This is a genomic window from Kribbella sp. NPDC049174, from assembly GCF_043197365.1.
In the GTDB taxonomy this organism is placed as follows: domain Bacteria; phylum Actinomycetota; class Actinomycetes; order Propionibacteriales; family Kribbellaceae; genus Kribbella.
The window spans coordinates 68,779-80,326 of record NZ_JBICSZ010000008.1; the positions used below are offsets into that span (position 1 = coordinate 68,779).

General features: G+C 68.7%; 15 protein-coding genes. 8 read left to right on the forward strand and 7 right to left on the reverse strand.

Features of this window, described 5'->3' with window-relative positions:
- Positions 1–181 precede the first annotated feature (181 nt).
- Both ACGFIF_RS32325 and ACGFIF_RS32330 read left to right on the forward strand, forming a co-directional pair.
- The gene (locus ACGFIF_RS32325) at positions 182–304 is read left to right on the forward strand and encodes a hypothetical protein (RefSeq protein ID WP_393159872.1); all 123 of its coding nucleotides are present in this window, start codon (positions 182–184) and stop codon (positions 302–304) included.
- Entirely contained in the window at positions 297–1,049 is a 753-nt protein-coding gene (locus ACGFIF_RS32330; protein WP_393159874.1) for a hypothetical protein, read from the forward strand. Before ACGFIF_RS32325 ends, ACGFIF_RS32330 begins: the two co-directional genes overlap by 8 nt.
- Positions 1,050–1,212: 163 nt before the next feature.
- Here ACGFIF_RS32330 and ACGFIF_RS32335 read toward each other — a convergent pair whose 3' ends face one another.
- The 3 genes from ACGFIF_RS32335 to ACGFIF_RS32345 form a co-directional block, all read right to left on the reverse strand.
- Positions 1,213–1,527 carry a hypothetical protein gene (locus ACGFIF_RS32335; RefSeq protein WP_393159876.1) on the reverse strand — a complete coding sequence of 105 codons (315 nt, stop codon included), beginning with the start codon at positions 1,525–1,527 and terminating at the stop codon, positions 1,213–1,215.
- Positions 1,524–1,718: a hypothetical protein gene (locus ACGFIF_RS32340; RefSeq protein WP_393159877.1), complete on the reverse strand. Its 195-nt coding sequence runs from the start codon at positions 1,716–1,718 to the stop codon at positions 1,524–1,526. Before ACGFIF_RS32340 ends, ACGFIF_RS32335 begins: the two co-directional genes overlap by 4 nt.
- A 280-nt stretch (positions 1,719–1,998) precedes the next feature.
- On the reverse strand, positions 1,999–3,390 hold the full coding sequence (locus ACGFIF_RS32345; protein ID WP_393159878.1) for an MFS transporter: 1,392 nt from the start codon (positions 3,388–3,390) through the stop codon (positions 1,999–2,001).
- A gap of 66 nt (positions 3,391–3,456) precedes the next feature.
- Here ACGFIF_RS32345 and ACGFIF_RS32350 point away from each other — a divergent pair, with 66 nt between their 5' ends.
- Entirely contained in the window at positions 3,457–3,882 is a 426-nt protein-coding gene (locus ACGFIF_RS32350; RefSeq protein WP_393159879.1) for a winged helix-turn-helix transcriptional regulator, read from the forward strand.
- Here the strand turns inward: ACGFIF_RS32350 and ACGFIF_RS32355 are convergent.
- Entirely contained in the window at positions 3,857–5,056 is a 1,200-nt protein-coding gene (locus tag ACGFIF_RS32355) for an MFS transporter (RefSeq protein ID WP_393159880.1), read from the reverse strand. The genes ACGFIF_RS32350 and ACGFIF_RS32355 overlap by 26 nt on opposite strands.
- 67 nt (positions 5,057–5,123) lie before the next feature.
- On the opposite strand from ACGFIF_RS32355, the gene ACGFIF_RS32360 reads away from it, so the two are divergent.
- Both ACGFIF_RS32360 and ACGFIF_RS32365 read left to right on the forward strand, forming a co-directional pair.
- Positions 5,124–5,576, forward strand: a complete 453-nt coding sequence (locus ACGFIF_RS32360; RefSeq protein ID WP_393159881.1) for a helix-turn-helix domain-containing protein — start codon at positions 5,124–5,126, stop codon at positions 5,574–5,576.
- Positions 5,577–5,616: 40 nt separating this feature from the next.
- Positions 5,617–6,393, forward strand: coding sequence for a GNAT family N-acetyltransferase (locus ACGFIF_RS32365; RefSeq protein WP_393159882.1), 777 nt, complete (start codon positions 5,617–5,619; stop codon positions 6,391–6,393).
- Positions 6,394–6,405: 12 nt separating this feature from the next.
- Here ACGFIF_RS32365 and ACGFIF_RS32370 read toward each other — a convergent pair whose 3' ends face one another.
- Positions 6,406–6,981, reverse strand: a complete 576-nt coding sequence (locus tag ACGFIF_RS32370; protein ID WP_393159883.1) for a TetR/AcrR family transcriptional regulator — start codon at positions 6,979–6,981, stop codon at positions 6,406–6,408.
- Between the two features lie 37 nt (positions 6,982–7,018).
- Between ACGFIF_RS32370 and ACGFIF_RS32375 the strand changes: the two genes are divergently transcribed.
- Positions 7,019–7,387, forward strand: a complete 369-nt coding sequence (locus ACGFIF_RS32375) for a nuclear transport factor 2 family protein (protein ID WP_393159884.1) — start codon at positions 7,019–7,021, stop codon at positions 7,385–7,387.
- Positions 7,384–7,596 carry a heavy-metal-associated domain-containing protein gene (locus tag ACGFIF_RS32380; protein ID WP_393159885.1) on the forward strand — a complete coding sequence of 71 codons (213 nt, stop codon included), beginning with the start codon at positions 7,384–7,386 and terminating at the stop codon, positions 7,594–7,596. Before ACGFIF_RS32375 ends, ACGFIF_RS32380 begins: the two co-directional genes overlap by 4 nt.
- Here the strand turns inward: ACGFIF_RS32380 and ACGFIF_RS32385 are convergent, their stop codons facing one another.
- Both ACGFIF_RS32385 and ACGFIF_RS32390 read right to left on the reverse strand, forming a co-directional pair.
- Entirely contained in the window at positions 7,597–8,136 is a 540-nt protein-coding gene (locus tag ACGFIF_RS32385; protein ID WP_393159886.1) for a dihydrofolate reductase family protein, read from the reverse strand.
- 63 nt (positions 8,137–8,199) lie between these two features.
- The gene (locus ACGFIF_RS32390) at positions 8,200–10,710 is read right to left on the reverse strand and encodes a Tex family protein (RefSeq protein WP_393159887.1); all 2,511 of its coding nucleotides are present in this window, start codon (positions 10,708–10,710) and stop codon (positions 8,200–8,202) included.
- 267 nt (positions 10,711–10,977) lie between these two features.
- Here ACGFIF_RS32390 and ACGFIF_RS32395 point away from each other — a divergent pair, with 267 nt between their 5' ends.
- Positions 10,978–11,541, forward strand: a complete 564-nt coding sequence (locus tag ACGFIF_RS32395; protein WP_393159888.1) for a hypothetical protein — start codon at positions 10,978–10,980, stop codon at positions 11,539–11,541.
- Positions 11,542–11,548: the final 7 nt, after the last annotated feature.

Consider the following 11,548-nt stretch of genomic DNA (forward strand, 5'->3'; position numbering starts at 1 on the left):
TGGTACCCCACCCGCCGCCGGATCACACCCCCCGGCACGCGGAAACCGGCCCGATCTTCACATTCCCCGAACCTTCGGTGCCCCGAAAGACATTTACCGCGACCCTGCGCGCACCTACGCTGGACGGCGATTCCGCGCGCCGGGGGAGGCCGCGGGACGGCACAGGGGGAAGGAACGAGGGATGTCGAGTTTGTTCGACGACGAGTTGACCGATGACGACCTGGACGAGCTGGAAGCGCTCGGAGCCGCGGAGGACGCGGACCTGATCGTGACCGCGGCGCTCGGGGAAGCAGCAGATGCCTGAGGCAAGGATCGTCTGGCGGGACACCACGCTGAACAAGCGGACCGTGGCGATGATCGAGGCCGCGGAGAAGCTGTACAAGTCGAAGTTCGCGCTCCTGCAGGGGTCGTACAACAAGGGTGGCGTGGCCGCGTCGGCCGGTACCCATGACGGCGGCGGGGCGGTCGACCTCGACGTCGCGTCGAAGAGCCCGGCCCAGCGCCTGGCGGTGGTGAAGGCGATGCGGCAGGTCGGGTTCGCGGCCTGGCTGCGGACGCCGGCCCAGGGCAACTGGCCGTATCACGTGCACGCGATCGCGATCGGCGACAAGGATCTGTCCCGGGGCGCGGCGCACCAGGTGGCGGAGTACCGCCGCAAGCGCAACGGGCTGGCCAACCGGGGCAAGGACGACGGCCCGGCCGGGTACTACGGGATGACCTGGGAGCTGTACCTCAAGGCGCACCCGCCGGCCCAGCCGGTGCCCGACTCGACCATCTCGCTCGGCGCGATGGCGCACGCCCGCACGCACGACGCGATGACCGGGGCCTGGGGTGCGGACCGGGCCCGGGTGATCGCCTGGGCGGCGCACCCGCGGGTCGGCGCGATCACGAAGGCGGAGACGGTGCCGCCGAAGGGAGTGCCGTGGCACCTGCACTTCCAGCGGGTGATCCGCAAGGTGCAACTGCACTTCAAGCTCGAGGTCACCGGCGTCTTCAACAACTCCGTCGCCGCGGTGATGAAGCGCTACGGGTACAAGATCGTCGCCTGAGACGTCGTCGTACCGGAACAACGACAAGGCCCCACCGGTAGCAGCCGGTGGGGCCCTGGTGGTCCACTACCGCCCGGGCATTCCCGGTGCAGCTGTGGAGGTGGAGAGCGGAACCGACGCCGATGCAGGGGTCAAGACGTCAGCTCCGCTTGCCTGTGTGGAGTTATCTCGTGTCGACCGCCCAGACGTGTGCCTGGTGGAACTCGAGGTCCTGCCGCATCGCCGCCGGGGTGCCGACCGAGCCGAGGTGGTTCATCGTCGGTACGACGACGGCCCGGACGTCGGTCCGCTTCACCTCTTCGAGCAGTGCGTGGAAGGCCGCGGACTCGGCCGCGTCGCGCTCGGTGTAGACGGTGCCGAGGGTGAATCCCTCGGCGGTGGCGAAGGCGACGAGGGAATCCGTCGCCGCGGCCAGCTCCTCCGCGCAGCTCAGCGCGTCGGCCCGTACATACCCCAGAAGCGTCGGCCGGGTCGTCATCGTCCCGGCTCCGCGGTGCTGTCCGCCAGCACCGGCTCGCTCGTCACCCGGAGGGAGGCGAACCGCCGCCGCATGGCTTCCTCGTACTGCGCTGCCTGCTCCGCTGTGGCGGTGTGGTCCGCGATCGGGTGAGCTCCGAACCAGACTCGCACGCGGCGGTGCGAGGCGGGGGTTTCGAGCGTCTCCGTCATCAGCGGGTCCTTCGGCAGTCTCGGTCGGTGCCCCGAACGGCTTTGTCCGGTGCTGAGAAAAGAACACAACACCCGAAGGTCCCTCCGGAACAGTTCCGAAGGGACCTTTACAGAGCCTTGACGCAGAGTAGGGAAACCCTACGAATCCGCTGGTCAGAGCAGTCGTGACAGACTGGCCTGGACCAGTTGAAATGTCCTGTCAAGAATGTTTGCCGGAATTTGCCAATAACGATTCGGCGACGCTGCTTTTTCGATCAAGACCGAAATGTATGACGTCCTGCTAACCGTTTGCACTCACCTGCTTACCCACCGGTATCCGCAGTCCCCCGCCGGCCACGAGAACCCCCACCACAGCTGCCACCAGTGGCACCGCCAGCCCGTTTCGGAAGCCGTCGATCGTCAGTTCGTCCGCAGCTGTCAGCACTGCCGCGACGATGGCCAGCCCGAGCGCCGACCCGAACTGGAACGACGTCGTCAGGACGCCGCTGGCCAGCCCTTGCTCGTCCTCGGAGACCCGCTCGGTCGCGGCGATCGTCAACGGCCCGTAGGCCAGGGCGAATGCGAGTCCGAGCAGCAGGAAGGCCGGCAGCATCGCCGCGAAGGTCGATCCGAAGGGCAGGAACGCCGCGTAGCCGATGACGGCGAGCACGAACCCGCCGAACACGACCCGCCCGTTGCCGAAGCGATTCACCAGCCACGGCGTCAGTGTCGGCGCCAGCACCGAGTCGATGCCGATCACCATCAACGCCAGCCCGGTCTCCAGTTCGGACCAGTGCCGCAACTCCTGCAGGTACAGCACCGCGATGAACTGGAAGCCGACGAACGACCCGACCAGCAGGATCGCGCCGACGTTGGCCCGGATCAGCGCCGTGTTCCGCAACAGTCCCAACCGGACCAACGGCGAGGCCACTCGCATCTCGATCAGTACGAAGATCCCCAGCAGGACCAGCCCGCCGACGCCGGTCGCCAGCGTCTGCGTCGACGACACGTCCGGCGCCCGTACGACGGTGGCCACCAGTAGCAGCATCGAAGTCGTCAGCGTCAGTGCGCCGGTGATGTCGAATCCCTGGCGTGGCTGGGTGCTCGGTACGTCCCGTGGGAGCAACGCGAGTGCCCCGACCAGGATCACCGCCGAGACGATCACCGGCGCGAAGAAGACCCACCGCCAGTCGATCGCGGTGAGGAGTCCGCCGGTGACCATGCCCAACGAGAATCCGCCGGCCGCCGTACCGGCGTACACGAGCAGGGCCTTGGTGCGCTGGGGTCCTTCGGGGTAGGTCGTGGTGATGATGGACAGGCCGGCCGGGGTCATGAAGGCCGCGGCGACACCGGTGACGAAACGGGCCAGGATCAGCACCCAGCCCTCGTCGGCGAATCCGCCGAGGCCGCTGAACAACAGGAACACCACCAGCCAGCCGACGAACATCCGGCGCCGGCCGAGCAGGTCCGCGGCTCGGCCGCCGAGCAGCACGAACCCGCCGTAGCTGAGCGCGTAGGCGCTGACGATCCACTGCAGTTCACCGGTGGCCAGGCCGAGCTCGGCCCGGATGGACGGCAGTGCGACGCCCATCATCGAGATGTCGATGCCTTCCAGAAAGATCGCGCCGCAGAGCACGAACAGAACGGCCCAGGCGCGGCCGGTCAGCCGCTCCTGGGTGACGGTTGATGACACGAAAGACTCCCTCGATCCACAGTTACCTCTTGTAACTGACCCCATCATCAGGAACCATGAAGAATTGTGGAAGAAGGCACTTCAAAGGAACCGAGTTACTCCTGCTGCACCGAGGAGGCGTTCCAGTGGGACACCCGGGAGGACTGTGACGTCCGGCAGATCCTGGACCGGATCGGTGACAAGTGGTCGCTGCTGGTGATCGCGCTGCTGGACAACCAGTCGATGCGTTTCACCGAGCTGAAGACGACGATCGACGGGATCAGCCAGCGGATGCTCACGGTGACGTTGCGCCAGCTGGAGCGCGACGGCCTGGTGAAGCGGACCGTGTATCCCGTCGTACCGCCGCGGGTCGACTACGAACTCACCCCGCTCGGCGTCACCCTGCACGCCACGATCCAGTCGCTCGTCAACTGGACCGAGACCCACCAGTCCGAGATCGCCGCCGCGAGGGCGAGGTACGACGCCGCTACCGCCGCGCCGGCGTCTTCGTGAAGTTCGCCGGATGACCCGGTACGGCGACCAACGTCAGAGCCGCCGCGAGTACGGCGAAGGCCGCGAGTGCGTTCAGCGTCAGCGGTAGATCGAGGAGCAGTGTCAGTGCGGGGGCGGCCAGCGCGCCGATGAGCAGGGCGAGGGAGTCGGCGGCGAAGAACAGGGCGCCGATCCGGCCGAGCAGGCCCGTCGGCGCGGTGCGCTGGATGGCGGTCTCGGCGGTGATCAGGAGGATGCTGCCGGGGAGGCCGATGAGGACCGCGGCGGCGATCGCCCAGGGGATGCCGGGGGCGTTGAAGAGGGCGAAGTAGCCGGCGGCGGTGACGAGCTGGGTGAGCGCGAGGAGGTCGCGGACTCCCAACCAGGACTGGGCTTTCGTGCTCAGTGCTGCACCGATCAGGTAGCCGGCGCCGAGGCCGGAGATCAGGTAGCCGAGCACGTAGCCGGGTGCGTGCAGACGGTCGACGGTGAACGGGACGAGCAGGGCGGTCAGGCCGGCGTTCGCGGTGAGGAAGACCGTCTGGCCGATCAGGATCCCGCGCAGCGCTCGGTGGCCGGCGACGTACCGGAATCCGGCGGGTGGGTTGTCGACGCGCTCCGCGGTCACGTGCCGGCGGGTGCGGACCGCGCTGATGATTGCCGCCGACAACAAATAGCCGGCGATGTCGACGGCGAGGACGAACTCGATCCCCGGGCCGGCCAGCAGGAGCGCGCCGAGCGGTGGTGCGGCGAGCCGGATCGCGCTGCCGGTGAAGGCGTTCAGGGCGTTGGCCGCGGCGAGTTCGTTGCCGGTGCCAACGATCGCGGGCAGCAGGGCGCGGGTGGCCGGGCGGAACACGGTGGTCGCCGTACTCTCGATCAGGATCGCCAGGTAGATCGGCCAGATCCGGTCCGCGTCGGCGAACAGGATCAGCGCGACCGCGGCTGCGCTGACGAGATCGGCGATCCACATCGCGCGGGTGAGATCACAGCGGTCCAGCAGGACGCCGGCCCACGGCCCGATGAACAGGGCCGGCAGCGCCTCGAGGGCGAGGGCGAGGCCGGTCGCCACGGTGGATCCGGTCAGGGTGAACACATGGAACGGGATCGCGACGACCAGCAGCCAGGAGCCGATCCCGGAGATCCCGCCACTGATCCACAGGTGGCGGAAGTCGCGGTTCCGAAGTGTGCTCACGGATCGGGAAGCTATCTTGACGAGATAGATATTGGCAAGAGTGTTCTGTGAGAATATGCTGGCGACTGTGGAACTGGGTGAAGTCCTCCGGGATCGCCGCAAAGCGGCCGGTCGCACGATCGCGTCGGTCGCCGTCGACGCCGGCCTGTCCGTGCCCTACATCGCCAACCTGGAGAACGGTCGCGGCAACCCGACAGTGTCCGCGCTGGACCGCCTCGCCACCGCGCTCGGTGCCCAGTTGGAGGTGAGCATCTCCGACGAACCGCCGCCGCCTCCGCCATCGGTCGGCGCCGATCTCCTGGCCGCATCCCCTCGAGCCGACCGGGTGGTCGCCACTCTCGCCGCCGCTCAATCGCCCACAGTGCCCACGGCCGTGGGCCGCGAGTCCCGCCCTCGCGCCGCCGTGCGCGCCCAGCTGATCGAAACCCTCGACTCTCTGGCAGCCGTCCTCGGTCGCCCACCCGTCGCCGCCGATCTCGACCGTCTCCTGGACCTGCTGCTTCTCGCTGACCAGGGATAACCGGTCGAGTGGTGTGGTCCGCGCCCCGTAGGGTCCGAGCATGGAGATCGGTGCGCGGATCGCCGCGGCTCAGCTGGCCGGATCGTCGAGATCGAAGCGGCAGGTGGTGGCAGGGCCCTTGGTGGGGTTGTTGCACGACGACGATGCCTGGTACCTGTCCGCCATGCTCGCGGCCGAGCCTGGACAGCCGTTCGATCCGGACGAGGTCCCGTGGGCGCTGGCGACCATTCGCCAGGCGTTCGCCGCCGAGGGCCGGTGGCTGAGTGCCGAGTTGGTCGACGAGGCCAACCCTGGCCTGGCCGAAGCTCTCGAGGCCAACGGCATGACGATCGTCTCCCATCCGCCGCTCCTCGTCGTCGAGTCCGGCGACCTGCTGAGCCCTGAGCTTCCCGCTGGTGTCACCGTCCAGGTGGTCACCACCGACGATGACCAGGTCGAGGCGAACGCGGTGTCCGCTGACGCCTATGAGATGGAGGGAGCGGGTTTCGCTCGGCACTCCGATCCTGCGAACGGCGGCTGTGTCCTCGTGCGCGTCGATGGGGTTGCTGCTGCCAGCGCTTCCTGGGTCGCTGTGGCGGATGGCGTCACCGAGGTGGCCGGCGTCGGCACGATCCACACGCACCGTCGTCGTGGGCTCGGTGCGATCGCGACGGCGTACGCGACCCAGCAGGCCTTTGAGCTCGCAGGCGCCACGCTCGCTTGGCTGACGCCCGGCGATGACGGTGCCGACCGCATCTATCGCCGTCTCGGCTACGCACCGAAGGCGACCGCCGTACACCTGGGCGATCCGGGCGGCCATCTCGCCGACCTACGCTGAGGCGGGTTCTGGTCAGGGCGTCAGCAGGCGGATGACGCTCGTGCGGAGCGCTGTGGATGCCTTCTTCGCCGGCAGCCGGTTGGCGCCCGCGGCTTCGCCGGCCGCGTGGCCGAGGGCGATCAGGGCGGAGACCAGCCAGGCGACCGGGACCTCGCGGGTGATCTCGCCGGTGCGCTGACCGCGGCGGATCAGCCGCTCGAACCGCTCGACCACCGGACCGTGTCGCTCATCCTGCTCGACCGACAGCGGTAGGTGGAGCAGCAGTGGGTGCTGCTCGAATTCTCGCCAGCCGAGGTCGATCAGTGCCAGCAGTGTGTCCATTGCGGGCCCGTGATCGAGATCGAGGGCGTCGATCGCCTGCACGGTCTCGTGGGTGAGTTCGTCGACGACCGCGGTCAGCAGGACGTCGCGCGACGGGAAGTGCGCGTACACCGTCTGCCGGGTGACGCCCGCCGCCTCGGCGACGCTCTCCATACTCGCGTCGATCCGCTCGTCCAGCAGCGTGATCGCCGCGGCCAGGATCGCGGTGCGGCTCCGATCCGCGTCCGCGCGCCGCCTTCTCCGTTGTACCAGCTCATCCTTTGACACCTTGTCAAGGTTAGCGGAGCGAGTTAAATTTGACGGTATGTCAGAGTTAACTGTGCGGGAGTTCTTCGACGCGTTCACCCGGGAGGTCGTCGGAGGGGGTGACGCGGGGGAGATCGTGGATCGGTACTACACACCGGATATCGAGCAGGTCGTCGACGGAGTGACGCTGGACCGGCAGCGGCTGATCGATCACCTGCGGCCGGTGCGGAAGAACTTGGTGGCCTGGGAGTACGACGTGCATGAGGCGGTGCGGTCGGGTGATCGGCTCGCGGCGCGGTTCACCGTGCATGCGGAGATGCGGCGAGGGCGGACGATCTCGACCGAGGTCTATCTGTTCGGCGAGGTCGCGCCGGACGGGCGGATTCGCCGTACGACGCAGGCGACGCGGGATGTGAGTGCGCGATGAGTCGCCAGGAGTTCCGCGTGCTGGGGATGAGTTGTGGTCACTGCGTGCAGTTCGTGACCGAGGAGCTCGAGGTGCTGCCCGGGGTCGAGTCGGTGACGGTCGATCTGCCCGCGGAACAGGTGACGGTGGTGAGCTCCCGGGTCCTGGAGCCGGCCGCGGTCCGTGCTGCGATCGAGGTGGCCGGCTACGAGCTCGCCGAGGCTTTGTGATCAGGCCGTGCGTCGATAGATGAGCAGGACGATGCCGGACTCGAACGACGTGGTCTTCGTCAGGCGCAGCGACTGCGGAGTGCCGTCGGGGAACAGTCGCCGCCCCTCGGCAACGACGGTCGGGTAGACGAACAAGCGGTACTCGTCGACGAGGTCCGCCGCGATCAGAGCGTGCGCGAGGCTGATGCTGCCGGTGCAGACGATGTCCTTACCGGCCGTGGTTTTGACCTCGCGCACGCCGTCCAGGTCGCGCAGGATCGTGGTCGGCTCCCACCCCGGCTCCTGCAGCGTGCTGGACACGACGTACTTGTGCACCTGGTTCAGATACGCGGTGACGCCGGTCGTGTCGTCCGTCTGCTGCGGCCAGTACTCACGCATGGCCTCGAACGTCAGCCGCCCGACCAGGAACCCGTCCGCCCGCGAAGACTGCTCGTTCAGTACGTCGAGCACGTCCGACCCGCCGTCGGCCGGGCCGAACCAATCGCCCGCCTCCACGACGCCGTCCACCGTGATGTTCTGGGTGACGATCAGCTCCCGCATCAGCTCTCCTCCTAGGTCTCAGCTGTACGTCGGACTCGATCGCCACCCGTCGACATCATGTCGTCAGCGGACGGTGAAGCCTGCCTTGCGGAAGGCATCGGCGAGCGAGGTCTCGTCCATCGGGGTCTCGGGCTGGGAGGCGCCACGGTTCGACCCGCCGCGGCCGTCACCGCGTCCGCCTTGGCCGCCCGGGCCGCGTCCGCCGCGACCACCCTGGCCGCCACTCGGTCCACGGCCCTGACCGCCGGAGCCACCCTGACTGCCTGAACCACGGCCCTGCCCACCGGAACCACCCTGGCCGCCGCCGGGTCCGCGGCCCTGGCCGCCCTGTCCACGGCCGCCCTGGTTGCCCGCCGTACGGGCGCCGCGGTCACCGGGGCGACCGCCTGAGCTGCCGAGCTCGTCGTCGAGGCGCAAGGTGAGGGAGATGCGGTTGCGCGGGATGTCGACCTCGAGCACCTTCACCTTGACGATGTCGCCGGGTTTGACCACCTCGCGTGGGTCCTTGACGAAGTTCTTGGACAGCGCCGACACGTGCGCCAGCCCGTCCTGGTGGACGCCGATGTCGATGAACGCCCCGAACGCGGCCACGTTGGTGACCTGACCCTCCAGCCGCATCCCCGGCTTCAGGTCGGCGATCTTGTCCACACCCTCGGCGAACACCGCGGTCTTGAACGCCGGCCGCGGGTCCCGGCCCGGCTTCTCCAGCTCGGCCAGGATGTCGGTCACCGTCGGCAGACCGAACATGTCGTCGACGAAGTCCGCCGCGTTCAGCTTCTTCAGCGCCGCCGACCCGATCAGCGACTTCACGTCCTGCCCGGTCGCGTCGAGGATCCGCCGGACGACGGGATAGGCCTCCGGGTGCACGCTGGACGTGTCCAGCGGGTCGTCACCGCCGGGGATCCGGAGGAACCCGGCCGCCTGCTCGAACGCCTTCGGCCCGAGCCGCGCCACCTCCTTCAGCGCCGAGCGGGACGCGAACGGACCGTTCTGGTCGCGGTGCAGGACGATGTTGTCGGCCAGGCCGGGCGTGATCCCGGAGACCCGGGTGAGCAGCGGCGCGGACGCCGTGTTCAGGTCGACGCCGACCGCGTTCACACAGTCCTCGACGACCGCGTCGAGGGACCGGGACAGCGAGTTCTCCGGCAGGTCGTGCTGGTACTGCCCGACGCCGATCGACTTCGGGTCGATCTTCACCAGCTCGGCCAGCGGGTCCTGCAGCCGGCGGGCGATCGAGACCGCGCCGCGCAGCGACACGTCCATCCCGGGCAGCTCCTGCGAGGCGAAAGCGGACGCGGAGTAGACCGACGCGCCGGCCTCGGACACGACCGCCTTGGTCAGCTTGAGCTCGGGGTGCTTGGCGATCAGCTCCGCAGCCAGCTTGTCGGTCTCGCGCGACGCCGTACCGTTGCCGATGGCAATCAGCTCGACGTTGTGTGCGGCGGCCAGCGCGGCCAAGGTGGCGATCGACTTGTCCCACTGGTTCTGCGGGACGTGCGGATAGATGACGCCGGTGTTGACCACCTTGCCGGTCGCGTCCACCACGGCGACCTTCACGCCGGTCCGGAAGCCCGGGTCCAGGCCCATCGTCGCCCGGGTGCCGGCCGGGGCGGCGAGCAGCAGGTCGCGCAGGTTGGCCGCGAACACCCGGATCGCCTCGTCCTCGGCGATCTGCCGCAGCCGCATCCGCAGATCGATACCGAGGTGGACCAGGATCTTCGTCCGCCAGGCCCAGCGGACCGTCTCGACCAGCCACTTGTCGGCCGGGCGGCCCTGGTTCTCGATGTCGTTCTTGCGGGCGATGGTGGTCTCGTACTCCGTCGGGCCGTCGGGCTCGACCCCGGCCGGGAGCGGCTCGACGGTCAGCGTGAGCACGTCCTCCTTCTCGCCGCGGAACATCGCCAGGATCCGGTGCGACGGCATCTTGGTGAACGGCTCGTCGAAGTCGAAGTAGTCCGAGAACTTGGCGCCCTCGGTCTCCTTGCCCTCGCGGACGGCCGAGGCGAGCCGGCCCTGCGTCCACAGCCGCTCGCGCAGCTCACCGATCAGGTCGGCGTCCTCGGCGAACCGCTCGACCAGGATCGCCCGCGCGCCGTCCAGCGCCGCCTGCGGGTCGGCCACCCCGGCCTCGGGATTCACGAACACCGCGGCCGCGGCGAGCGGCTCGACCGACCGGTCGGCGAGCAGGCCGTCGGCGAGCGGCTCCAGGCCGGCCTCGCGGGCGATCATCGCCTTGGTCCGCCGCTTGGGCTTGAACGGAAGGTAGATGTCCTCGAGCCGCGACTTGGTGTCCGCCGCGAGGATCGAGGCCTTCAGCGCGTCGTCGAGCTTGCCCTGGCTCTCGATCGACTCGAGCACCGTCTGCCGGCGCTCCTCCAGCTCGCGGAGGTAGCGCAGGCGTTCCTCGAGTGTGCGCAGCTGCGCGTCGTCGAGCATCCCGGTCACCTCTTTGCGGTACCGCGCGATGAACGGAACCGTGGACCCCTCGTCGAGCAACGCCACCGCCGCCCGCACCTGGTTCTCGCCGACCTCCAGCTCGCTGGCGATCCGCTGCTCGACCGACTGCACCACCACTGTCCGATTCCCCTCTACCGACAACCTGCCCGGGCGACCCGCACCCGCGTGGCCCATATCCTTCCCCATCCCACCCCCCACGCCGAAACCCGATCCCCCTCCCTGTGGACAACTTCCGTGCAATGATCACGCCACGGCCTGGGAGGAACACATGCGGCAGTTCGACGTCTACGTGGTGCGCACACTGCTGCCGCCGCGTGTCGCGCTGCGAATCGTCCAGGTGGTGTTCAGCGTCGGGGCCCTCGCAATCGTGGTGGTGGCCGGCCGGTGAGCGGGAAGGTCGAGTCGCCGGGGCGTGGGCCGACGTGGATCGGTATGCCCGCGGTGGTTCTGGTGCTGCTCGGCGTACTGGTGCTGGTCGACGTGACGTCGCGGCAGCAGCTGAGTCGTGAGTTGCTCGACAGCGGGATCGAAACGGTGGCCGACTCGGTTCAGGTCGAGGTCACCGGTGGGGCGGGCCGTCCGGCGATCAGCGAAGTACGGGTCGACTTCACCGCCGGCGGTGTGGACCGGATCCGGACCACGCTCAACGACATCGAAGACGATCGGCAAGGGATGAAGGAAGGTGCTCAGGCACCCGCTGCCGGCACGCGCTACGCAATGCCGCTGCACATCGTTTACCGCCAGTCCGAGCCGTCGACCGCGCTGGCCGTGGTCGACGCCCGCAAGTGGGCCGACGACAAGAACACTCCGAAGCTCGGCCTCGGCCTGGTGGGTGGCGGCCTGGCTCTCGTCCTGCTGGCGATGCTGCTCCTGACCATCGGAGCTCGCCGCCGCGGCCTGTCCTGGTGGCAGTGGTACACCGAAACCCCGGCACGACATCGCAAATAGACGAACT